Consider the following 22,929-nt stretch of genomic DNA (forward strand, 5'->3'; position numbering starts at 1 on the left):
GAGGGTGGCCGGTGCTCCGGTGAGACGATGCCACGTGATCGAAAGCGGCACCAGTACGACCCGTCCGAGCCGTCGGACGACCCGCGCAGGGGGCGCGCGACCGCACTCCCGGTGAACAGCGGTTGAACTCTCTCGCCCGCCGTGGTGTGCGGTGGCAGGCTGATCAGCATGGATCCCTCCGCCCTCACCCGGCGTGCCCGCGCCCTGCGCGCCGCCGTGCGGAACCGGCGGGCCGACGCCGCCGCGCTCCCCCGCCGCCGTGTGGAGCGGGCCCGGGTGCCGGGGCTCGCGGCCGGGGCCGAGCCGGCGCCCGGCGGGGGCGTGATCCGCTTCGCCCGCTCCACGCTGCAACTGCGGGTGACGACGACCGGCGCGGTGTTCTGCGGCTGGGACGGCGCGGAGCCGGAGCCGTCGTACGCGCTCGCCCGCGGGCCGGAGACGGACGCGCGCGTGGAGCTCGAACCGGACGCGGCGGGCGGCGGCTGGCGGGTGGTGTCGGAGCGGGTCACGGTGGCGGTGTCGCGGCGCGGGGCGGTGGAGGTGCGTACGCCGGCGGGCGTGGTGCTGCGCCGGGAGCAGCCGCCGCGCTGGTGGGAGTCGCCGGCCGGCGCCCCGGAGGACGACGCGCGCGAGGAGGTGCGGCGCTGGGTGCAGCGCGCCCACGTCGGCCCCGACGCCCGGTTCTTCGGCCTCGGCGGCCGCTCCGCGGGCCCCTCCCTGCCGGACGGCCGCTACCGCCTGTGGAACAGCGACCCCGGCGGCGCCTTCGCCCCCGGCGACGACCCGCTGTCCCTGACGATGCCCGTGCAGTTCGTCGTCTCCGACGCCGGCTGCCATCTGCTGTTCCACGACAACTCCTGGGACGGCAGCGTCGAGCTGTACCGCGGCGCGGAGGGCGCGGGCTCCGGCCACGACCAACCGGGCCGCGTCGAGGTGCGCATGGCCGGCGGCCCGCTGCGCTACTGGGTGATGGCCGGCACCCCCGCCCGCGTCCTGCAGAGCTGGACGGCGCTCACCGGCGCCCCGGCCGTCCCGCCCGCCTGGGCGCTGGGCTACCAGCACGCGCGCTGGGACTTCGGCGGCGCCGACGGCGTACGCCGCGTGGTGCGCGGCTACCGCGAGCGGGGCCTGCCGCTCGCCGCGGTGCACCTGGACATCGACCACTACGACGGCCACCGCGTCTTCACCGCCGACCCGCACCGCTTCCCCGACCTGCCCCGGCTGGCCCGCGAGCTGGCCGCCGACGGCGTGCGCATGGTCTCGATCGTCGACCCGGGCGTGAAGGCCGAGCCGGGCTATCCGGTGTACGACGCGGGCGTGGCCGCCGACGCCTTCGTACGGGACACGCGCGGCCGCCCCGTACGCGGCGTGGTGTGGCCGGGCGACGCGGTCTTCCCCGACTTCACCGACCCGCGGGCGCGCAAGTGGTGGGGCGGGCTCTACGCGGAGCGGCTCCAGCAGGGCTTCACCGGCTTCTGGCACGACATGAACGAACCCGCGTCCTTCGCCGCCTTCGGCGAGAAGACCCTGCCCCGCTCGGCCCGGCACGCCCTGGAGGGCCGCGGCGGCGACCACCGCGAGGCGCACAACGTCTACGCCCTCCAGATGGCCCGCGCCGCGTACGGGGCGCTGACCGGACTGCAGCCGGACCGCCGCCCGTTCCTCTTCTCCCGCTCGGGCTGGGCGGGCCTCCAGCGCTACGGCGGCACCTGGTCGGGCGACGTGGCCACCGGCTGGCCCGGCCTGTCCGCGTCCCTGGCGCTCGTCGTCGGCCTGGGCCTGTGCGGGGTGCCCTACTCGGGCCCGGACGTCGGCGGGTTCAGCGGGCGGCCGGATCCTGAGCTGTATCTGCGCTGGCTCCAGCTCGGCTCGTACCTGCCGCTCTTCCGCACCCACTGCGCGTTCGACGCCGGCCGGCGCGAGCCGTGGGAGTTCGGGCCCGAGGTGCTGGAGCACGCCGGCGCGGCGCTGCGCGAGCGGGAGCGCCTGCGCCCGTATCTCGCCACGCTCGCCCGGCTCGCGGAACGCACCGGTGCACCTTTCGTCCGTCCTCTGTGGTGGTACGACCCGACGGACCGGGCGCTGCGCGAGACGCAGGACGCCTTTCTGCTCGGCGACGCGCTGCTGGTGGCCCCGGTGCTGGCCGCGGGAGCCCGCCGCCGTGCGGTGCGGCTGCCGTTGGGGCGGTGGTACGACACGGCGACGGGCCGCGCCCTGACGGGCCCGGGCACCGTGGAGCTGGAAGCGCCGCTCGCCCGGGTGCCGGTGCTGGCCCGGGCGGGCGCGGTGCTGCCGGTGGCGGGCGCGGACGGCGGTACGGAGCTGGAGGTCTGGGCGCCGCCGCCCGGCGTCACGGGTGGCGGCGTGGTCGTACGGGACGACGGCGACGGCTGGGAGGCGCCGCGGCTGGAGCGGTACGTGACGCGGTGGACGGGCCGTACGACGGTGCAGCGCGAGGACGGCACGGAGCCGGACCTGCCGGTGCGGGTACGGGGCGAGTAGCAGCCCGTACAGGCGGGCCGCCCCCTTCCGTACACCCGGACAGCCCTGTGCCGTCCCCTTCCCCGCGCGCGCCCGCTGCGATAGTGAAAGGGCCATGCCAATGAACGCCGCCCTCGCGCGCCCCCTTTCCCGGCTCGCCGTCCTGGCCGCCGCCGCGGCCCTCGCCGTCACGGCCACCACGGCACCCCCGGCCGCCGCGAAGCCGGAGCCGAAGGCTCCGAAGGAGTTCGTCGCGCTCTCCGACGTGGACCCGACGATCCTGCACGACATCCGCTACGTCACCCCGCACAACTTCACCGGCGAGCGCATCGACGGCTACCGCAAGCCGATGTGCATCCTCACCGAGGACGCGGCCCGGGCGCTGAAGAAGGCGCAGCGGGCGTTCCTCCGGGACGGCTACACCCTGAAGGTCTACGACTGCTACCGCCCGCAGCGTGCCGTGGACCAGTTCGTCACCTGGGCCGAGGACCTGGGCGACCAGCGGATGAAGGACGAGTTCTACCCGCGCGTCGACAAGTCCCGGCTCTTCGAGGACGGCTACATCGCCGCCCGCTCCGGCCACAGCCGCGGCAGCGTCGTCGACCTCACCCTGGTGAAGCTGCCGGCCGCGAACACGCGCCCGTACGAGCCGGGCGAACCGCTCGTCGACTGCGCGGCCCCGCAGAAGGAACGCTTCCCCGACAACTCGATCGACATGGGCACCGGCTACGACTGCTTCGACACCCTCAGCCACACGCTGGACGAGCGGGTCCAGGGCGAGCAGCGCGCGAACCGGCTGCGGCTCAAGGACGGCCTGGAGGCGGCGGGCTTCGTGAACTACGCGTACGAGTGGTGGCACTTCGCTCTCGCGGGCGAGCCGTTCCCGGACACATACTTCGACTTCCCGGTCCACCGCCGCTCGCTGTCCGGTAACGGACGCTGACGGAGCGCGGCCGGCGGCCTGCCGGCCCAGTCCGCCCTTGTAGACTGGGCCGATTATGTTCGACCACATTCGGCATCGGCCGCCGGCCACGCTCACCAGAGAGCGCGAAATCGTCGTGGCATGTGCTCCTCTTCGCACCCGCGCCAATCTGTCCAGCATCGTGCGCACCGCGGGATGCTGCGGAATCACCAGGGTCATCGCGTGCGGCAATGCGAAAGTCGACCCCGATGTCGCCCGGGACAGCACGGACCACGTCACGATCGAGGTCCGCAGGACCCTTCCGCCGGTGCTGAAGGATCTCCGCGCGGCCGGCTACCGGGTCGTCGGCCTGGAGCAGACGACCAACTCCCACACTCTGCACAGCTTTTCCTTCCCCCGGAAAACGGCCCTCGCCGTCGGAAACGAGCGGCTCGGCCTCACCGAGGAGGAGTTGAAGTTCGTCGACGACTGCGTCGAGATTCCCGTCTGGGGAATGCCGCACAGCTACAATGTCGCGACCGCGACGGCCATGGCGCTGTACGAGTACTGCAAACAGTACCCCGAAGGCTGATCCGGAACACGCCCGAATTCGATGAGAGACATGCTGATGACGGTGCCGAGCTGGCGGGAAATCCGCGACGCGTGCGTACTCATGGAGGACGAGTCGGTCCTGGTGCTGAACAAACCCGCCGGGATTTCCGTGATGGGCGAGCGGCACGGCACCGATCTCGTGGAACTTGCCGCGGAGGCGGGAGAGCAGCTCTATCCGGCCCATCGCGTCGACAAGGTCACCTCCGGCGTCGTTCTCTTCGCCAAGGACCTGGCCACGCACGGCGGCCTGACCCGGCAGTTCAACAAGCGGACCGTCGACAAGGCGTATCTGGTCGTCACCGCGACCACCGGATTGCCCGACCAGGGGACGATCGAGCTGCCGCTCGGAGTCGGGCGGAAGAACAAGGTGCGTATCGCCGCGGCGCGCGAGGCGATCCGGGCCGACGCGGCGGACGGCCGCTGGTGGGTCGCGGAGGAGGACGTACTCGACGGGAAGAACTACCCGTCGACCACGCATGTCCGGACACTCTGGAGCGACGGTGAGCACTCGGTGCTGATCGCCCGCCCGGTCACCGGCAGGCGGCATCAGATCCGCGTCCACCTCGCCTGGATCGGCCACCCGATCCTGGGCGACCCCCTCTTCGACAAGGCCGCCGCGGCGGCGGGCCTGCGGACGCATCTGCACTCCTGGCGGCTGGGCTTCGACGCCTCCTGGCGCGACGGCAGCCGCGTCGACGTGGCCGCAGAACCCGACGACGGCTTCTGGGAGCCGCTGGCCGGAACCCTCTCCGCCGACGCGATCGACCGCCTGCTACGCGACGGCGCGAGGCTCCTCCGCCCGGCGTGACGCGCACGGTCCGGCCCCGGACCAGCGGTGTCGAAAATACATTTGAGGCCGTCGTGTCCAGTGTCTTGACGGCCCATCAGGGCAGGTGAACACTGCCGGATGTCAGTCGGGCATCGCCGCACGACGGCCTCCGCCGCTCTGTCTCCCACCGGCGATACGCCTCGCTGACGCGCGCTCGCAGCGACGCCGGTCGGGGTGTGCACCTCCCTCCCCTGCCGGCGCTCGACGTCATGGCAACAGCCAGGGAAGAACGCACCCTTCGTCTCGGCCGGGACGGCGATCCCGGTGGTTGATCGAGGAGCCGCAGTGGACTATCCCAATGGGGACATCTTCGCCGGTGAAGTGATCGGCACCGCCATTCTGATCCTGTTCGGCGCGGGCGTCTGCGCCGCCGTCACCCTGGAGAAATCGAAGGCCAAAGCGTCCGGCTGGGTCGTCATCGCCTTCGGGTGGGGCTTCGCCGTGCTGGCCGGCGCGTACACCGCCGCGCCGCTGTCCGGCGGGCACATCAACCCGGCCGTGACCCTCGGCGTAGCCGTCGAGAGCAACGAGAACTGGGGGAAGGTGCCTCTGTACATCGTCTCGCAGATGCTCGGCGCGCTCATCGGCGCCGTGCTCGCCTGGCTCGTCTACTACGGCCAGTTCGCCCGCAACGCCAACCGCGAGACGTCCGTCGAGACGCTCGGGATCTTCTCCACCCGCCCGGAGATCTATCAGCCGTGGCAGAACCTCGTCACCGAGATCATCGCCACCGTCGGCCTCGTCCTGCCGATCCTCGCCTTCGGTCTCACCGAGGGGCTGGCCGAGTCCGGCACCCAGGTGCTCATCGTCGCGCTGCTCGTCGTCGGCATCGGCCTGTCACTCGGCGGCCCCACGGGCTACGCCATCAACCCCGCCCGCGACCTGGGTCCCCGTATCGCCCATGCGCTGCTGCCGATACCCAACAAGGGCACCAGCGAGTGGAACTACGCCTGGATACCCGTGGCCGGCCCGCTGATCGGCGGCGTGCTGAGCGCGCTGATCTACAAACTCGCCTTCTAGCAGCAAGGGGACGTCATGACGGACAAGTACGTCGCCGCCATCGACCAGGGCACCACATCGAGCCGCTGCATCGTCTTCGACCAGAACGGCGCCATCGTCGCCGTCGACCAGCGCGAGCACCGCCAGATCTTCCCCAGGCCCGGCTGGGTGGAGCACGACGCCACCGAGATCTGGGCCAAGACCCAGGCCGTGGTCGCCGGGGCGCTGGCCAAGGCGGGGCTGCGGGCCGACGAGCTGAGTGCCGTGGGCATCACCAACCAGCGCGAGACGACCGTGCTGTGGGACCGGGCCACCGGCAAGCCGGTGCACAACGCCATCGTCTGGCAGGACACCCGCACCGCCGCCCTGTGCACGGAACTCGGCGGCGAGGACGGCCAGGACCGCTTCCGCGACCGCACCGGGCTGCCGCTCGCCAGCTACTTCTCAGGACCCAAGGCCGCCTGGCTGCTCGACAACGTGCCCGGTCTGCGCCGCCGCGCAGAGAACGGCGAGATCGCCTTCGGCACCGTCGACTCCTGGCTGATCTACAACCTCACCGGCGGCGTGGACGGCGGCGTCCACGTCACCGACGTCACCAACGCCTCCCGCACCATGCTGATGAACATCGAGACCCATCAGTGGGACGAGTCCATCCTGTCGGCCATGGACCTCCCGGCCGCGATGCTGCCGGAGATCCGCTCCTCCGCCGAGGTCTACGGCACCTGCACGGGACAGCTCGACGGCGTGCCCGTGGCCTCCGCGCTGGGCGACCAGCAGGCGGCGATCTTCGGCCAAACCTGCTACGGCGTCGGCGAGGCCAAGAACACGTACGGCACGGGCAGCTTCCTGCTGCTCAACACCGGCACCCGGCCGGTGGCGTCGAAGAGCGGGCTGCTGACCACCATGGGCTACCAGATCGGCGGCGAGGCGCCCGTCTACTGTCTGGAGGGGTCCATCGCCATCACCGGGGCGCTGGTGCAGTGGTTCCGCGACCAACTCGGCATCATCTCCGCCGCCGAGGAGATCGAGACGCTGGCGGCGAGCGTCGACGACAACGGCGGCGCTTACATCGTCCCGGCGTTCTCCGGGCTGTTCGCCCCGTACTGGCGCGGCGACGCGCGCGGCGTCGTCACCGGCCTGACCCGGTACGTCACCAAGGCGCACCTGGCGCGCGCCGTGCTGGAAGCGACGAGCTGGCAGACGCGCGAGGTCGTCGACGCGATGTACCAGGACTCGGGGGTACGCCTGACGGACCTCAAGGTGGACGGAGGGATGACCGCCAACAATCTGCTGATGCAGCACCAGGCGGACGTCCTCGGCGTGCCCGTGATGCGGCCGGTGATCTCCGAGACCACCTGCCTCGGCGCCGCCTACGCCGCGGGCCTGGCCACGGGCGTGTGGCGGGACCAGGACGAGCTGCGCTCCCACTGGAAGCGCGACACCGAGTGGACGCCGCGCATGGACGAGGGCACGCGGGAGCGCGAGTACCGCAACTGGCGCAAGGCCGTCGAGCGCAGCTTCGGCTGGCAGGACGACCAGGAGGACGGCGCAGGCTGACGCCGCGGCGCCGCGGCGCGGCCGTCCGCCGTCAGGACCTGCTGCCCCGCGGCGCCGCCGCCAGATGCTCGCCGACCCGCTTGACCAGCAGCGTCATCTCGTACGCGATCTGCCCGATGTCGGCGTCCGACGCCGCCATCACCGCGAGGCAACTGCCGTCGCCCGCGGCGGTGACGAAGAGGAACGCGTCGTCCAGCTCCACGAGCGTCTGCCGTACGGAACCCGCCTCGAAGTGCGTGCCCACGCCCTTGGCCAGGCCGTGGATGCCGGAGGCGACCGCCGCCAGATGCTCGGAGTCCTCCCTGCTCACGTCCTCGGAGACGCTCATCGGCAGCCCGTCGGAGGACAGCACCAGCGCCATCCGCACGCTCGCCAGCCGTCCCACCAGATCGTCGAGCAGCCAGTTCAACCGGCCCCCGGCCGGGTGCCGTCTGTTCCCACCCTGCACAACCATGCCCGCGTCCCTTCCCCAGTCGGCGCAGCCTACTACCGTCGCCCCGGCAACTCGTAGCCCCCTTCGAACGTTGACACATCGGAACGTGTGAACATGGGTACCCCGGGCTTTCGTCACCCCGCGTGCGGGGCAGTGACCCTGGGCACCCGGCAGTCGAGCGGGAGAGGAACCTGATGGCTGCGGAGGAGGAGCTACGGCGCCCCGAATCGCCGCTCTGGGTCGAGGAGCCGGTCGGCACACCGAGGCTTCCCGACCCGGTGCGGACGGCGGCCGTACGCGCCGTGATCATCGTGGCCGTGACCCTGAGCCAGGCGATGGCCGCCCTGCTGTTCACCGTCAGCGGGTCGTGGCCGGCCTTTCCGCTGCTGCTGAGCACGGTCGTGAGCACCGTGGTCGCGACCTGGGGCGTGCTGGACGTGTGGGTGACACGGCAGGTGTGGAAGCAGCGGTACGGGGTGGAGTCGCGGCCCAGCAGCGCCGCCCGCCGCGCCCGCAGGGAGCGCCGCGGCGGCCGCCGTACGCAGCGCGGCCGGCCGCCCGGAGCGGTGCCCGCGGGAGTCTGAGAGTCTGACCGGGCCCACCGGCGGCTGCCGCGCCGTCGCGCCCCTGTGCGGTGACCGAACCCGAACGCCCCCCGGCGGTTTCGGCTTGTTGTCGTTGCATCCGCCAACTACGGTTCTACCAGCAGGAGTCGGAACTTATTCATAGGGCGGCCGTTTCGTATGACCACAGGCAGCAGGGGGCTTCACCGCCTTGAGGCCGCACTGTCCGGGTGGGACTCCCCCTGGTCCCTCTGCATGGTCGGCGAGGACCAGTCGCAGAAGTTCTCCCAGATGAGCAGCGCACTGCGGGAGCCGTACTCCGAGACGGGCGACGGGAAGTACATCGCGTCCGGGTTCTCGTACTGGGGCGTCGCGTCGACCATGGCGTGGGTGCACGCCTGTTCCGACCTGTTCTATCCGGTGATGCGGGAGAGCATCGAGTCCTTCGCGCAGCGCTGGCGGCAGATCGCCGGCGACCTCGACGGCGCGCCCCGCCACTACGTGAGCCTGGGCACCGGCACCGGGCAGAAGGACCAGACGATCCTGGAGCGGCTGCGCCGCGGCCGGGAGCCCGGCTCGCTGACGTACGTCCCCGTGGACGTCAGCCCCGAGATGCTGCGGCTGGGGCAGCGGGAGGCGCTGCGCCACCTCGATCTGCCGATGGGCGGCGTCGTACCGGTGCAGCTCGACTTCGCGAACGTGCGCAGCGTGCGCGAACTGCGCCGGCTGGTGGAGCGCCTCGTCGGCGACGAGCCGGTGCTGTACTCGCTGCTGGGCAACACGCTGGCCAACTTCACCGACGACACGGGGCTGCTGACGATGCTCACCGGCAGCCTGCTGCGGCCGCAGGACCGGTTCCTGCTGGAGGTCGCCCGCTCCGCCGCGCTGGACGAGGACGCCGCGCACGAGGCGGCCCGCGAGTACCGGTCGAGCCCGCGCTTCGCCGAGTTCGTCACCAGCGCGGTCATGGAGTACACCGATCTGCACATCGACATGGCCAGCGTCGAGTACGAGCCATCGGTCGAGGACGACCGGGCGCTGAAGGTCAAGGTCGTCTACCGCAACCGCACCGGCGAGCAGGTGCTCCTCACCCTGCCCGACCGCAGCGGCGTCGAGTTCCCCGACGGGGACACGATCCGCCTCCTGACCACCCGCAAGTACTCGGCGGCCGGGCTCGACAAGCTGCTCGCCGACGCCGGGGCCGCGGAGGTGACCCGGACCAGCTCCGGCCTGCACTCCGGGTTCGGCGAGACGGGCTTCGGCATGGACCTGGTGCTGCTGCGCCCCGCGGCGGAGGCGGCCGACGAGGCGCCGGCGGAGGTCCCGGCCCCGAACCCGTTCGGCTGAGCCGGGCGCGCGGGGAATGGTGCGTCCGTCACGGAGCGCGTTCTACGGGGTGTTCACGGCCTCCGCGCTCGTCGTCGCCCTCGGGCTGTGCGTCGCCTGGCTGGTGCGCGCCTCGGACGGCGGGAGGTGGGAGCCGGCGATCCAGGTGCCGGCGATCCTCGCGGCGATGAGCGGGGTGATCGCGGAGCGGCGGGCCGCGGCGCGGGAGCGGGAGAAGCAGACGCTGCGCGCGCTCGCCGAGGAACTGGTGAAGAACACCGCGGTCCTCGACGACCCGCGCTTCGCGCCCCTCGACCCGGCCCGCCCGGTGCACCGGGTCTTCCCGCGGCCGATGCTGTCCGCGACGGACGCGACGCTGGTCTCCGGCGTGCTGGCCGGGCGGGAGCACCAGGAACTGCTGGCGCTGCTGCACAAGTGGCGGGACGCGGTACGGGAGTTCAACCGCCGCCTGGACCTGGCGGAGCTGCGCAGCTTCGTCGTGGAGGCGGACGGCCCGGAGCTGCTGCGCATCGACCGCGACCTGCACCGCGACGGCGGCCACCTGGACGAGACCCGCCGCCTGCGGGACGCGATCGAGGAACTGCTGCGCACCCGGTACCGGGACAAGGCCGAGGTGGTCGAGGCGCTGGCCGCGGACCGGGGGCCGGGGCGGGCGGTGGAGCCGGGCCGCTGAGTGCGGTGCCCCGGCTCCGTAGCCGAAGGGGCCGCCGCTACGTCACCGCGGGCGGGCGGCGGAAGATGCGGGTGGCCGTCACCTCGCCGACCGAGGGCTCCTCACCGTCGCGCTGGGCCGGCAGTCCGGGGCGCAGGTGCTCCTCGACGGTGATGTACTTCAGGCCCGCGCGCAGGTCCGCGTCGTTGCGCAGCCGGATCACCAGGGGGAACTCCGCGAGCGCCGTGGTGTCGAACAGGCCCGTGGTGTAGAGGAGCTGCACGCCGAGGGCGTCGGCGACGGCGCGTTGCAGCTCCAGCAGATACGTGGCGTTGGCACGGCCGATCGGGTTGTCGAGGAAGAGCGTGCCCGCGTGGTGGTGCCGGTCGTCGCCGCGGTCGTTGCCGCGGAGGGCGGCCATCGTGCAGTACAGCGCGATGGCGGCGGTGAGCAGTTGGCCGCCGGAGAACACGTCGCCCATCTGCCCGACCGGCACCCGCTCCGCGCGCAGCACCGCGTCCGGCTTGAGGATCTCCACCGCCACGCCCTTGGGCTCCATCGCGGCGTCCACGCCGCGCAGCAGCAGGGTCGTGCCGTCGCGGCGCAGGTCGCTGTTCTTGCGTACGGCCGCGCGCGTGGCCTCGTCGATGACCTCGCCCAGGCGCTCGGAGAGGGTCGCCTGGTCGGGGTCCTCGAAGCGGATGCGCAGGAACTCCTGCCCGGACCACTCCCCCAGCCCCTCCGGCAGCCGGGACAGCCGCTGCGCGGCGCGCAGCGTGGCGAGGCCGGACTCGACGAGGCCGCGCAGCCGGTCGACGATGCCGTCGCGGTTGCGCTCCAACTGCGCCAGCTCGTCGGTGAGTACGCGCAGCCGGGGCGCGAAGGCCGCGGCCCAGGCGGCGGCGTGCTCGGGGAGGGCGGCGGCGGGCAGTTCGCGGATCTGCTGCCGGGCGGGGGTGCGGACCTGCTCGTAGCGGGTGGAGTTGGCGTGCCGTACGAGGACGTCGCACGCGTCGCGCAGGGCGGACTCGGCGGTGGCCAGGTCCGCGGCGCAGCCGCGCAGCGAGCGGCGGGACTCGGCGGCGGCCTGCCGGGCGCCGTCCAGCCCGCCGGGGAACGGCTCCGCCTCGCCCGCGTCGTCCTGCTCCTCGCCCGCGGCGGGCCCGCGGAGCAGGTCGCGCAGCATGGCGGCGGTCTCGGCGAAGGCGCCGGCGGCGTCCTCGGCGGCGGCGCAGGCGCGGCGCAGCCCGGCGTGCGCCTCGGTGGCGGCGGTGAGTTCGTCGGCGCGCTCGGCGGCGGTGGCGGCGGCGGACCGCAGCAGCGCCTGGGCCTGCTCGGCGCCGTCCGGCACGAGGTCCTCGGGCAGCTCGGTGTGCGCCTCGCCCGCCGCGGGCGCCAGCCGTTCCGCGTCGCCGCGCAGCCGCCCCAGGGTCTCGCTGGCGGCGGCGGAGCGGGACTCCAGCAGGTGCACGACGGACTCGGCGCGGGCGGCGGCGGCCTGCCGCGACGGCGCGTCGGCGCCGTCGGGCCCGGCGAGCAGGGTGGCGGCGCGCGTACGGACCTTGTTGCTGAGCCGGTTCAGCTCCGCCAGCGCGGCGGACTCCTCGCTCTCGGCCCGCGCCTGCTCGGCGCGCAGATCGGCTCCGACGCCGACCTTCTCGTAGACCTGGGAGGCGGCCCGGTACGCCTCCCGCAGCGCGGGCAGCGAGGCGCGGGCCGCGTCCGCGGCGGCAGCCTGGGCGAGCCGGGCCCGGCGCCGGGCGCCGCCCTCGGGGCGATGGGCGGCGTCGGGGTCGGTGCCGCCGTCCGCCGCCGTGGGCTCCGGCTCCTGGAGCGTCCCGGGTGACGGGCTGCCACCGGCCTCCGCCGCCTCGTCCGCCGCCTCGGCCTCCAGTTCCTCGGCCACGCCCGCGATCTCCGCGCGCTCCGCGCGGAGCGCGCGCGACGTGCGGCGGGCGTCGTCCGCGGCGCGCTGGGCGGCGCGGCGGTCCTCGTCGGCGGCGCGGGCGCGGGCGGTGCAGTCGGCGGCCCTGGCTTCGTACTCCAGGGCCTCGTCGGCGAGTTCGCGGAGGCGGGCCTGCCAGCCGGAGCGTTCGCGGAGGCGGTGGGCCAGGCCCGCGAGGGCGTCGGCGCTGCGGCGGGCGCGCTGGGCCTGGTCCTGGCGCTCCTCGCGGGCCCGGGCGGTCTCCTCTGCGGCGGCCGCGGCGTCCTCGGCCTCGGCGCGGGCGCGGGTCAGCGTTTCGTCCGCCGCGGCCGATGCCGTACGGACCGACGCCGCGGCGGCCGCCAGCTCCGCCAGCCGGCCGGCGGGGCAGCCCGTACGCCACGAAGCCAGCCGGGCCGCCAGCGTTCGGTCGGCCGCCAGGCGGGCGGCCAGGTCGCGGATCCGCTCGTCCCGGTCGGCGGCGCGGGCACGCAGGGCGTGGCGTTCGTCGTCGGCGGCGCGCTCGTCGTGCATGGCCGGGTTGGGCGGCACGAGGAACACGCCGCCGTCGCGCTCCCCGGTGGGCGGCGGCGGTGCGAGGAGCGCGGCGGCCGTCCCCACGGCGAGGGCCGAGCGGGGCAGCAGCGCCGCTTCGCGCAGCACCTCGCGGGCGCGGGCGTGGGTGTCCGGGTCGGTGATGACGACGCCGTCGACCAGCTCCGGGCGGGCGTCGAGCACGGCGGCGTGGTCGGCCGGGTCGACGGCCTGCGCGAGGTAACGCCAGCCGGGCAGCGCGGGAATGCCGTGCTCGCCGAGGCAGTCCACGACGGCCAGCACGTCGGGGCCGGGGGGCAGCAGCCCGCCGTCACCGAGCGCGGCGAGGATCCGGGCGTCGTCCCCGGCGGCGGTGCGCAGGTCGAACAGCCGCCGCTCGTCGTCCGTGACCCGCGCGTCGAGCAGCGTCCGCAGCTCGTCGGCCGCCCGGTCGAACTCCACGGCGCTCAGCGCCCGTTGCTCTCTGCCCTCGCCGTCCGCCTCCGGCAGGCCCAGCAGCTCCACCAGCCGCCGCTCCCCCGCCAGCGACTCCGCAGCGCGGCGCTCGGTGCCGTACGCCGCCTCGGCCGCCTCCGCGGCGTCCGTGGCGCGGGCCGCCGCCAGCTCGGCGCGGGCCAGGGCCGCCGCCGTCTCGCGCGCGCGGTCCGTCGCCGTACGGGCCGCTTCGCGGGCCTCGTCCCAGGCGGCGACAGCCGCCTTCTCGGCGTCCCCGGCGACGAGGGCCGCGCGGGCCGGGTCCGTGTCGGGGGCGGCGGGGTCGGTGTCGAGCCAGCCGGCCCGTACCGCTTCCGCCGTCTCCTGCTCGACCTCCGCGAGCCGCTGGCGCAGATGGTCGGTCTCGCTGCGGGCGCGCTGCGCCCGCGTGGCCGCGGCGACCGCATCGGCGTGCGCCGTCTCCGACTCCTGCTGGAGGACGGCCGAGCGCTCCTCCTGCTCCGCCGCCAGCGTCTCGCCGTCGCGGGCGGCGGCGTGCAGCGCGCGTACGAGCCCGGTGGCCGCCGTCGCCCGGGCGGCCAGCGCCGGGGCGGCGTCGCGCTCGGCCTCGCGGATGGCGGCGGAGACGCGCGCCGCCCGGTCGGCGGCGGCGCGGTGCCGCAGCACCGCCTCCGCGGCCTGCCAGGCGGCGTGCAGCGTACGGGCGTCGGTCAGCTCGCGGCGCTTGCCCGCCGCGCTCTTCTCCGCGGCGGCCAGCGCCAGCGACGCGTGCCGGTACGCCAGCTCCGCGGCGATCAGCTCGCTGCCCCGCCGGGACGACTCAGCCGCCGTGACCCGCTCCGCCGCCGTCCGCTCCTGCCCCGCCAGCTCCGCCGCCCGGGCGCGCTCCGCGTCGGCCCGCGCCGTGAGCCGTGCGGCCAGCGCCCGGGCCCGGCGCTCGGCGCCGCCGAGGATGTCGCGGGCGCGGGCGCGCTGCTCCGCGCCCGCGACGATGTGCTCGAGGAGGTCCAGGGAGCCGGCGGTGAAGTCGCGTTCCGCGGTCAGTTCCGCGCGGCGGCCCAGCTTGTGCGCGAAGCCGTGGACGAGGTCGGCGAGGCCGTCGGTGTCGCGGGTGTCGGTGACGGCGCGAAGCAGCAGGTGGGTGAAGTCGGAGTCGTTCTTCACCGCGAACAGCCCGGCGGCCTCGCCCTCGTCAGCGTTCATCTCCCGCTGGTAGCGGAAGAGTTCCGGGTCGAGTCCGAGGCGCGTCAGGTGCTCGTTCCACCGCTCGTGGATCTCCTCCCACGCCACGTCCAGGTGCGGGTACGCCTTGCCGGCCTCGGTCAGTACGTCCCGGAAGCCCTTCATGGTGCGGCGCCGCCCGCGCGCGCCCGAGACGCCCTCGGCGGCGGGGCGCACCGCCGCGGACTCGGCGACCGGCAACGCGTCCAGGCTCATCCCGGGCCCGGGACGGAACGAGTACCACGCCTCGGCGAACTTCCGCGGGTCGCCGGAGACCTGCCGGCCGCGCCACTCGCTCACCTTGCCGACGACGATCTGCTCGCCCGTGACGGTGTGCTGCCACTCCAGCGCGACGTGCCCGGTGTCGTCGGCGAGCAGGAACTTGCGCAGCACGCCGGAGCTGGCACCGCCCAGGGTGTTGCGGTGGCCGGGCAGCATCACGGAGAAGATCAGCTTCAGCAGGACGGACTTGCCGCCGCCGTTCTCCAGGAAGAGCACGCCCGCGGGCGCGGGCCGACGCGGCGGGCCGGTGGGTTCGGCGGCGAAGAAGTCGCCCTGGGCGGGTGCGGGCTGGGGCACCTCGGCGCCGACGCCGCGCAGGTCGAGCACGGTGTCGGCGTACCGCGCACCGGCGGGTCCGATGGAGTAGAGGCGGATGCGGGACAGCTCGTACATGCGATTGCGGCCTTCGCTCGTGACGTCTCGACCGGCCGTCAGGCCCGCTCGTGCTGGCTGGGGAAGAACGGCAGCGCGCCGCCGGCGATCTCGCCGTCGTCGGCGGCGGGCACCAGGGTCGCGCTGCCGTCGGCGACGGGCACGACGCCCAGCTCCAGCAGCTCGGACATGGCCGCGCTGCCCGCCATGTCCCGCACCTGCAACTGGTAGCGGGCGGTGGTCCGGTACGTGCCGCCGGCGTCGTCCGACGTGCGCTGGAGGAAGCCGGAGTCGGTGAGGAACGCCATGGCCTTGCCGATGATGCCGGTGGTGGAGCCGGCGAGCCGGCGGGCGTCCTTCGTGGCGCCGGTGGCGCTGCGGCGCGCGTACACCCGCCAGGCGGCCTCCAGGCCGCGCTCGCCCTCGGCCGGGTCGGTGTTCTCGCCGGCCTCCTCCGCGCGCTCCTCCAGGCGGCGGCACGCCTGGCGGACGAAGGCGTCGACGCCGTTGACGCTGACGCGGCCGATGTAGCCGTCGTCGGCCAGGTCCTCGGGGCGCGGGAACGCCATGGCGGCGACGGCGAGATGGGCCAGGCCGTGCAGGAAGCGGTCGGCGGAGTCGGTGGCGGCGCGGCGGGCGTAGTCGCCCATGCGGACGGCGAAGACGGAGTCCTCGGCGGCGGTCACGGCCATGCCCGTACGGGTCGAGACCTCCAGCACGACGAGGCCGAGGCCGGTGGCGACGGCGTCGGCGAGGCGGGCGAAGGGCGGCTCTTCCCGGTAGCGCCGGAGCAGTTCCGCGTACTCCAGGTCGCGCGCGGGCAGCAGCTTGGGCTGGAGGCCGAAGGAGACCAGGCGGGCGGCGTCGGCGGCGTCGGCCGGGGTGACCGCGGGCGAGTGCCCGTCGGCACTCCCGGCCGAGGCGGCCGCCCCGGGGGCGGTCGCGGGGTCGGGGGTCACGAGGCGGCCTCCGTTCGACCTGCCGCCATCCCGGCGGCGTCCAGCAGTGCCGTGCCGACGATGAGGTCGGCGCCGCCGAACTCGGCGTCCTCCATCTGCGTCCCGTCGTCCACGGCGAACAGCAGCCGCTCGTCGCCCTGCCGGTACGCCGTCCCCACCGCGGGACCCGCGGCGTGCACCGCGAGGAGGGCGACCAGATACGGCAGCTCGGGGTCACGGCGGCGGGCGTCGGCGAGCAGCCCCGACAGCCGGCGCGGCGCGTCCGGCGGCAGGTCCAGCAGTTCGCCCGCGGCGGCGAGCTGCTCCTCGCTGAACCGGCTGTCGTCCGGGGTGGCGACGAGGTCAGGCTCGGGCATCTCGGCGCCCAGGTGGGCCCGTTCCAGCGGGGGCGTCAGCAGCAGCTCCGCGAGGTCGGCGAGGCGCACCGCGTGCGGGGCGCGCAGCCCGGTGCCGCGGGCGAAGAAGGCGTCGGTGACGCGGTGGGCGGCGGAGACGGGCAGCGGCAGCACGGGGGCGAGGAGCTGGCCGTAGAGGTCGACGCCGGTGCGGGCGGCGGGCGGTGCGAACGCCTGCCGGTCCTGCTCGGCGCGGAACAGCGGGCCGGCGTCCAGCAGCCGCGTCTGGAGCTGGGTGTGGCGGCGGATGCAGTCCTTGACGATGTCGACCAGCTCGGCGGCGCGGCGCTTGTGGTCGGGATCCTCTGCCTCGTCGCGGGCGCGGCGGATGTTGGTGAGGATGGCGTTCTCGTGCCGGTACCGGTCGGCGACGTGGTCCAGCGCCTCGTCGATCATCGCCGGCACGGTCTGCAGCCAGTCGACCGCGCGCACGTTGCGCCGGGTGGCCTCCAGGGCGCGGCGCAGCGTCTCGGCGTACTGCACGGTGCGGTAGCGGGCCTGCTCGGCGGCGAGCTGGGCGTCGGCGAGCCGACCGCGGCTGATGAGGACTTCGAGCTTGACCTCGGCGGCGATCTGCGCGCTGGTGACGTCGGTGTCGAGCGCGCCCACCAGCACGTTGACCGCCTCGTCGGTGGTGCGCAGATAGACGGCGCCGCCGGGTCCCGGGACCTCTTCGAGGAGCTTGAAGTCGTACTCCCTGCGCACGTACGCGCCGTCGTGGCCGAAGGTGCCGTACACCGCGCGGAAGCCGCGGTCGACGCTGCCGACGTTGACGAGGCTGTCCAGCACCCAGTGCGCCACCCGCTCGTGCTCGGCGCGGGGGCGCAGCGGTGCCTGGGCGGCGACGCGCGGCAGCAGCCGGGCGATGACCTCGTCGGGCTCGGCGCCGGTGTCGAAGTCCATCTGCAGGGTGACCAGATCGATGGCGGAGAGGGCCACCTCCGCCATCGCGTACACCCCGAACTCGCCGGCGAGCATCGCCTTGCGGGCGTCCAGGTCGTGCAGCGGAGCCGTGCACGCCAGGGCGCGCAGCCGGCGGGCCAGCCCCTCGTCGGCGGCGGGACCCGGAGCGGGCCGCGGCGCGCCGGGCGCGGGCGTCGCGGTGGTCGGAGCAGTCACGACGGACAGATTAGGCGGTGCCACCGACATCGGCCGAAACGGCACGACCGGCTTCCGGCCCGGACGGCGGGGAGGGGCGGCGACCTGAGCCCGGCGACCGGCGAGGGCCCGGCGACGCCGGGCCCCGCGGTCGCCTACTCCGGTCCGCCGTAGCCGCCGCCGCCCGGGGTCTCGACCACCAGCGCGTCCCCCGCGGCCGCCTCCACCGTGTCGCAGCCCTTCAGCGGCTCCACCGTGCCGTCCGCGCGCTCCATGGCGTTGTGGCCGAGTGCGCCCGGCGCGCCGCCCGCCATCCCGTACGGGGCCACCCTGCGGTGGCCGGTCAGCAGCGCCACCGTCATCGGCTCCAGGAACCGGATGCGCCGCACCGCACCGCGGCCGCCCTCCCAGCGGCCCCGGCCGCCGCTGCCGTCCCGTACGGCGAACTCCTCGACGCGCACCGGGTAGCGCCACTCCAGCACCTCGGGGTCGGTGAGGCGGGAGTTGGTCATGTGGGTCTGCACCACGTCCGCGCCGGGGAAGCCGTCGCCCGCGCCGGAGCCGGAGGCGATGGTTTCGTAGTACTGCGCCTTGTCGTTGCCGAAGGTGACGTTGTTCATCGTCCCGGAGCCCTCGGCCTGTACGCCGAGCGCCGCGTACAGCGCGCCCGTCACGGCCTGGGAGGTCTCGACGTTCCCGGCGACGGTGGCCGCGGGGAACTCCGGCGCCAGCATCGAACCGGGCGGGATGCGCACGTCCAGGGGCTTCAGGCAGCCACTGTTGAGGGGGATGTCCTCGGCGACCAGGGTGCGGAAGACGTAGAGCACGGCGGCCATGACGACCGAGCTGGGCGCGTTGGCGTTGCCGGGCTGCTGCGGCGAGGTGCCGGTGAAGTCGACCACCGCGCCGCGCGCGTCGCGGTCGACGCGCACGGCGACCTCGATGACCGCGCCGGCGTCGGTCTCGTAGCGGTACGTGCCGTCCCCCAGGGCGGCGATGACGCGCCGCACGGACTCCTCGGCGTTGTCCTGCACGTGCCCCATGTAGGCCTGCACCACGTCCAGGCCGAACATGCCGATCATGCGGCGCAGTTCGTCGATGCCCTTGTTGTTCGCGGCGATCTGGGCGCGCAGGTCGGCGAGGTTGGCGTCGGGCGCGCGCGAGGGGTACGGGCCGGAGGTCAGCAGCCGGCGCGTCTCGGCCTCGCGCAGCTCGCCGTCGCGGACGAGCAGCCAGTTGTCGAAGAGGACGCCCTCCTCCTGGATCGTGCGGCTGAACGCGGGCATCGATCCGGGCGTGATCCCGCCGATCTCGGCGTGGTGGCCGCGGGAGGCGACGAGGAACAGCAATTGTTGCCCCCCCGCGGCGCCAGCCGCTGATGTCACAGCGTCGAAGACGGGCGTGACGACGGTGACGTCCGGCAGATGGGTGCCGCCGTGGTAGGGGTCGTTGATCGCGTAGACGTCACCCGGCCGCAGCCCGTGGCCGCCGTCCCGGTTGCGCCGCAGCACCTCTTTGATGGACTCCCCCATCGACCCCAGGTGCACGGGCATGTGGGGCGCGTTGGAGATCAGGTTGCCCTCGGCGTCGAACAGGGCGCAGGAGAAGTCGAGCCGTTCCTTGATGTTGACGGAGTGGGCGGTGCTTTCCAGCCGTACGCCCATCTGTTCGGCGATCGCCATGAAGAGGCTGTTGAAGACCTCCAGCATCACGGGATCCACGCCCGTGCCGACCGCCTGTGTCGCGGGCCGCGGCCGGACGCGGGTGAGCGTGAGGTGGCCGCGGTGGTGCACGGCGGCCTGCCAGCCGGGGTCGACGACGGTGGTGGAGCCCTCCTCGGCGATGATCGCGGGTCCGGTGACGGTGTCGTCGGCGCGCAGCTCCGCGCGCTGGAACAGCCCGGCCTCGCGCCACTGCCCGTCGGTGAAGATCCGTAGGCAGTCGGCGGGTTGCGGCGCGCCCCCGGTGCGGGCGGCCTCGCCGACCTCCTCCCGCGTGGTGGGGGCCTGCTCGGCGGCGGCCTCCACGGACGCGGCCTCGGCGACGATCGGCTTGTCCATCGTGAACGCGAACCGCCTGCGGTGCACGGCGGTGAACTCCGCCCGCATCTCCGCCTCCGCCGCCAGCGGCACGGCGATCGCCGAGTCGGTGCCCGCGTACCGCAGGTGCACCCGCGCCCCGGTGTCCACCGCGGCGGCCGGGATGCCCTCGTCGGTGAGGTCGGCCGCGGCCCGCTCCGCCAGCTCCGCGCAGACCTCCCGGATACGCGGCATCGACTCCCCGGTCAGCTCCGCCTCCACGGCCTGCTCCCGCATCGCCGTCGCCGCGGCGACCCCGATGCCGTACGCGGAGAGCACGCCCGGGTGCGGCGGGACGACGACGGTGGAGATGCCGAGCACGTCCGCGACGGCGCAGGCGTGCTGGCCGCCGGCGCCGCCGAAGCTGGTGAGCGCGTAGCGGGTGACGTCGTGGCCGCGCTGCACGGAGATCTTCTTCACCGCGTTGGCCATGTTGAGCACGGCGATGTCGAGGAACCCGGCCGCGACCTCCTCCGGCGAGCGCCGGTCGCCGGTGGCCGCGGCGGTGGTCTCGGCCAGCTCGGTGAACGCCTGCCGCACCGTCTCGCCGTCGAGCGGCTGGTCGCCGCCGGGGCCGAAGACTGCGGGGAAGTGCTGCGGCTGCACGCGGCCGAGCATGACGTTGGCGTCGGTCACGGTCAGCGGGCCGCCGCGGCGGTAGCAGGCGGGCCCGGGGACGGCGCCCGCGGAGTCGGGGCCGACCCGGTAGCGGCGGCCGTCGAAGTGCAGGATGGAGCCGCCGCCGGCGGCGACGGTGTGGATGCTGAGCATCGGCGCGCGCATCCGTACGCCCGCGACCCGGGTGTCGAAGTCGCGCTCGAACTCGCCCGCGTAGTGCGATACGTCGGTGGACGTACCGCCCATGTCGAAGCCGATGACGCGGTCGTGGCCCGCCTCCGCCGAGGAGCGGACCATGCCGACGACCCCGCCCGCGGGCCCGGAGAGCACCGCGTCCTTGCCGCGGAAGTGCGTGGCCTCGCGCAGGCCGCCGTTGGACTGCATGAACTGCAGCCGGATGCCGGGCAGTTCGCCGGCCACGCGGTCGACGTACCGGCGCAGGATCGGCGACAGGTAGGCGTCGACGACGGTCGTGTCGCCGCGCGGCACGAGCTTCATCAGCGGGCTGACCTCGTGCCCGCAACTGATCTGCGTGAAGCCCGCCCGGCGGGCCTCCTCGGCGACGGCCCGCTCGTGATCCGCGTAGCGGTAGCCGTGCACGAGGACGACGGCCGCGCTGCGGTACCCGTCGCGGTACGCGTCCGCCAGCGCCGCCCGCGCGGCATCGAGGTCCAGCGCGCGGACGACCTCGCCGTGGGCGCCGACGCGCTCGGGGACCTCGATCACCCGCTCGTACAGCGCCTCCGGCTTGAGGATGCGGCGCTCGAAGAGCAGCGGCCGGTTCTGGTACGCGATCCGCAGCGCGTCCCGGAACCCCTCGGTGACCACGAGGACCGTCGGCTCGCCCTTCCGTTCGAGGAGCGCGTTGGTGGCGACGGTGGTGCCCATCTTGACCACCTCGACGTGCTCCGCGGGCACCGGCTCGTCGGGCCCGAGCCCGAGCAGCAGTCGCACGCCCGCGACCGCGGCGTCGTCGTGGGTGCCGTAGCGTCCCGGGTCGTGCGAGAGGAGCTTGCGGGCGACGAGGGTGCCGTCCGGTCGTCTGCCCACCACGTCGGTGAACGTGCCGCCGCGGTCGATCCAGAACTGCCAGCGCGCCGTCATGCGCTCATTGTCGCAGGGCGCGACCGTACGCGAAGGACGCGTGACGGGTCAGCCGGCGGCGCCGTCGGGGGTGATGCGGGTGCGCACGGTGCTCTGCACGTCGCCGTCCTCCGCCGGGTCGGCGGCCAGGCTGCGCAGCCGGGCGACGACACGGGCGTCGGCGGTCTCGGCGTGCCGGGCGCCGATCTCGCGTGTGGTGTCCTCGCAGTCCCACAGGCACTCGACGGCGAAGGAGGCGGGGAACGACGGGTCGGTCGCGGCCAGCGCGCGGGCGGTGACTCCGCGGAGCTGCGAGCTGCCCGTCTCGCGGTAGATGTGCCGCAGCACGGGCGCGGCGGAGGTGATCGCCAGCCGGCCCGCGCCGGCGACGAGATCGCACAACTCCGGCGCGCCGGGACCCCCGTCGCGCACACGGCGCAGCAGCACGGCCCGTACGGCACGGGCGTCGCGCGCGGCGCCGCGGCGGGCGAGCATCACCCCGGCGGCGGTGCCGAGCGCGTCCTCGCGGCCCGCCCAGCGGCGGGCGGTGCCGAGGGCGGCGGTGGAGCACATGCGGCCGAAGGTGGCGAGCGCGGCCTCGGCGAGGATCTCGGAAGGACCGCAGGCGGCGGCTTCGATGAGGTCGTACGTCTCGGGGTCGCCGGTCGCCGCGAGGTGCGCGACGGCGGCGGCGCGGGCGCCGTCGCCGCCGGCGCGGGCCGCGGCGAGCAGTTCCGGCCGGTCCTCGGGCCCGGCGACGGCGGCGAGGCAGCGGGCCGCGGCGGCGTGCCGGGGCTGCGCCGGGTACTGCTCCAGGCCGTCCTGCGCCCACTGGAGGATCTCGGCGACGCTCCAGCCGGGCCGCGGGCCGCGGGAGCGTAGCTGGCGCTGCCAGCGGTCGAAACTCTCCTGCTCCTGTGCGGCGCGCACCCGGGCGCCCAGCTCGGGGTCCTCGGCCCACAGCCGCCAGGGCCGGGGCTCGAACGCGCCGCGCATCTCCGCGGCCAGCTCGCGCTCGCCCTCGGGGGTGCGCGGGAAGCGGGCCAGCACGTGCGGGGCGAGGGCGCGCAGCCCGGCGTCGTCGTCACGCAGCGCGAGCTCGTCGAGCGCCCACTGCCAGCAGCCGCCGGCGGCGGCGTAGCGGCGGAGGAGCTTCAGGGCGTCGTCGCGGCCGTACGAGGCGAGGTGGCCGAGGACGGAGAGGGTGAGCCCGGTGCGCTGCTCGTCGGGGCGCAGCACGTCGTCGGGGGCGAAGAGGTGGTCGGCGAGGGCGTCCACGGGGGCGTCCAGCTCCAGGCAGAGCCGGGCGTAATAGAGCGAGCGGTTCTCCACCTGCCAGTCGTGCCTGGGGTCGTCGATCACGCACTCGTAGAGCGCCTGGAGGGCTTCTGCCCTCGGCGCGGCGAGTGCGTGCAGGGTCCCGTCGCCCCGGCCTCGCTGGAGGAGGCCGAGGAGGGTGCCGCTGGGCGCTATGGCTGGCTCGAACATGACGTCAGCATCCGGGGTGGTGGGACCGCTGGCAACGGAATTTTCCG

The 22,929-nt window shown here is 74.5% G+C and carries 15 protein-coding genes; 9 read left to right on the forward strand and 6 right to left on the reverse strand.

The window, feature by feature from the left end; all coding sequences use genetic code 11:
• Positions 1–168 precede the first annotated feature (168 nt).
• From OG946_RS02680 to glpK, 6 genes are all read left to right on the forward strand, one after another.
• The gene (locus OG946_RS02680) at positions 169–2,502 is read left to right on the forward strand and encodes a glycoside hydrolase family 31 protein (RefSeq protein ID WP_326794545.1); all 2,334 of its coding nucleotides are present in this window, start codon (positions 169–171) and stop codon (positions 2,500–2,502) included.
• Positions 2,503–2,596: 94 nt separating this feature from the next.
• Entirely contained in the window at positions 2,597–3,424 is an 828-nt protein-coding gene (locus tag OG946_RS02685) for a M15 family metallopeptidase (protein WP_326794546.1), read from the forward strand.
• Between the two features lie 55 nt (positions 3,425–3,479).
• The gene (locus OG946_RS02690) at positions 3,480–3,974 is read left to right on the forward strand and encodes a TrmH family RNA methyltransferase (protein ID WP_326794547.1); all 495 of its coding nucleotides are present in this window, start codon (positions 3,480–3,482) and stop codon (positions 3,972–3,974) included.
• A gap of 30 nt (positions 3,975–4,004) precedes the next feature.
• Complete coding sequence (locus tag OG946_RS02695; RefSeq protein WP_326794548.1) at positions 4,005–4,802, forward strand: RluA family pseudouridine synthase; 798 nt, start codon at positions 4,005–4,007, stop codon at positions 4,800–4,802.
• Positions 4,803–5,108: 306 nt separating this feature from the next.
• A complete protein-coding gene (locus tag OG946_RS02700; protein WP_326794549.1) occupies positions 5,109–5,843 on the forward strand; it encodes an MIP/aquaporin family protein in 735 nt (244 codons plus the stop codon).
• A 15-nt stretch (positions 5,844–5,858) separates the two neighbouring features.
• Positions 5,859–7,379 carry a glycerol kinase GlpK gene (gene glpK / locus OG946_RS02705; protein WP_326794550.1) on the forward strand — a complete coding sequence of 507 codons (1,521 nt, stop codon included), beginning with the start codon at positions 5,859–5,861 and terminating at the stop codon, positions 7,377–7,379.
• Positions 7,380–7,410: 31 nt separating this feature from the next.
• Here the strand turns inward: glpK and OG946_RS02710 are convergent, their stop codons facing one another.
• Entirely contained in the window at positions 7,411–7,833 is a 423-nt protein-coding gene (locus OG946_RS02710) for a roadblock/LC7 domain-containing protein (RefSeq protein ID WP_047014445.1), read from the reverse strand.
• 173 nt (positions 7,834–8,006) lie between these two features.
• Between OG946_RS02710 and OG946_RS02715 the strand changes: the two genes are divergently transcribed.
• The 3 genes from OG946_RS02715 to OG946_RS02725 all read left to right on the forward strand — a co-directional run bounded on the left by OG946_RS02715 (position 8,007) and on the right by OG946_RS02725 (position 10,395).
• Positions 8,007–8,396, forward strand: coding sequence for a hypothetical protein (locus OG946_RS02715; RefSeq protein WP_326794551.1), 390 nt, complete (start codon positions 8,007–8,009; stop codon positions 8,394–8,396).
• 159 nt (positions 8,397–8,555) lie between these two features.
• Positions 8,556–9,722 (forward strand): L-histidine N(alpha)-methyltransferase, encoded by a 1,167-nt coding sequence (locus tag OG946_RS02720; RefSeq protein WP_326794552.1) that lies wholly within the window; start codon positions 8,556–8,558, stop codon positions 9,720–9,722.
• Between the two features lie 16 nt (positions 9,723–9,738).
• Positions 9,739–10,395, forward strand: coding sequence for a hypothetical protein (locus OG946_RS02725; RefSeq protein ID WP_326794553.1), 657 nt, complete (start codon positions 9,739–9,741; stop codon positions 10,393–10,395).
• A gap of 37 nt (positions 10,396–10,432) precedes the next feature.
• Here OG946_RS02725 and OG946_RS02730 read toward each other — a convergent pair whose 3' ends face one another.
• The 5 genes from OG946_RS02730 to OG946_RS02750 all read right to left on the reverse strand — a co-directional run bounded on the left by OG946_RS02730 (position 10,433) and on the right by OG946_RS02750 (position 22,882).
• Positions 10,433–15,184: a hypothetical protein gene (locus OG946_RS02730; RefSeq protein ID WP_326794554.1), complete on the reverse strand. Its 4,752-nt coding sequence runs from the start codon at positions 15,182–15,184 to the stop codon at positions 10,433–10,435.
• A 38-nt stretch (positions 15,185–15,222) separates the two neighbouring features.
• Positions 15,223–16,122: a hypothetical protein gene (locus OG946_RS02735; protein WP_326794555.1), complete on the reverse strand. Its 900-nt coding sequence runs from the start codon at positions 16,120–16,122 to the stop codon at positions 15,223–15,225.
• Complete coding sequence (locus OG946_RS02740) at positions 16,119–17,636, reverse strand: hypothetical protein (protein ID WP_125933621.1); 1,518 nt, start codon at positions 17,634–17,636, stop codon at positions 16,119–16,121. The genes OG946_RS02735 and OG946_RS02740 overlap by 4 nt, the downstream gene beginning before the upstream one ends.
• 134 nt (positions 17,637–17,770) lie before the next feature.
• On the reverse strand, positions 17,771–21,415 hold the full coding sequence (locus OG946_RS02745; RefSeq protein WP_326794556.1) for a hydantoinase B/oxoprolinase family protein: 3,645 nt from the start codon (positions 21,413–21,415) through the stop codon (positions 17,771–17,773).
• A gap of 48 nt (positions 21,416–21,463) precedes the next feature.
• On the reverse strand, positions 21,464–22,882 hold the full coding sequence (locus OG946_RS02750) for a HEAT repeat domain-containing protein (RefSeq protein WP_326794557.1): 1,419 nt from the start codon (positions 22,880–22,882) through the stop codon (positions 21,464–21,466).
• Between the last annotated feature and the right edge of the window lie 47 nt (positions 22,883–22,929).

This window comes from Streptomyces sp. NBC_01808, assembly GCF_035917395.1.
Classification (GTDB): Bacteria; Actinomycetota; Actinomycetes; order Streptomycetales; family Streptomycetaceae; genus Streptomyces.

Coding starts and splice junctions, on each gene's coding strand:
- OG946_RS02685 (WP_326794546.1), top strand. CDS start 2,597: ATGCCAATGAACGCCGCCCTCGCGCGCCCCCTTTCCCGGCTCGCCGTC.
- OG946_RS02750 (WP_326794557.1), bottom strand. CDS start 22,882: ATGTTCGAGCCAGCCATAGCGCCCAGCGGCACCCTCCTCGGCCTCCTC.
- OG946_RS02745 (WP_326794556.1), bottom strand. CDS start 21,415: ATGACGGCGCGCTGGCAGTTCTGGATCGACCGCGGCGGCACGTTCACC.
- OG946_RS02720 (WP_326794552.1), top strand. CDS start 8,556: ATGACCACAGGCAGCAGGGGGCTTCACCGCCTTGAGGCCGCACTGTCC.
- OG946_RS02715 (WP_326794551.1), top strand. CDS start 8,007: ATGGCTGCGGAGGAGGAGCTACGGCGCCCCGAATCGCCGCTCTGGGTC.
- OG946_RS02730 (WP_326794554.1), bottom strand. CDS start 15,184: ATGTACGAGCTGTCCCGCATCCGCCTCTACTCCATCGGACCCGCCGGT.
- OG946_RS02725 (WP_326794553.1), top strand. CDS start 9,739: ATGGTGCGTCCGTCACGGAGCGCGTTCTACGGGGTGTTCACGGCCTCC.
- OG946_RS02690 (WP_326794547.1), top strand. CDS start 3,480: ATGTTCGACCACATTCGGCATCGGCCGCCGGCCACGCTCACCAGAGAG.
- OG946_RS02710 (WP_047014445.1), bottom strand. CDS start 7,833: ATGGTTGTGCAGGGTGGGAACAGACGGCACCCGGCCGGGGGCCGGTTG.
- OG946_RS02680 (WP_326794545.1), top strand. CDS start 169: ATGGATCCCTCCGCCCTCACCCGGCGTGCCCGCGCCCTGCGCGCCGCC.
- glpK (WP_326794550.1), top strand. CDS start 5,859: ATGACGGACAAGTACGTCGCCGCCATCGACCAGGGCACCACATCGAGC.
- OG946_RS02695 (WP_326794548.1), top strand. CDS start 4,005: ATGCTGATGACGGTGCCGAGCTGGCGGGAAATCCGCGACGCGTGCGTA.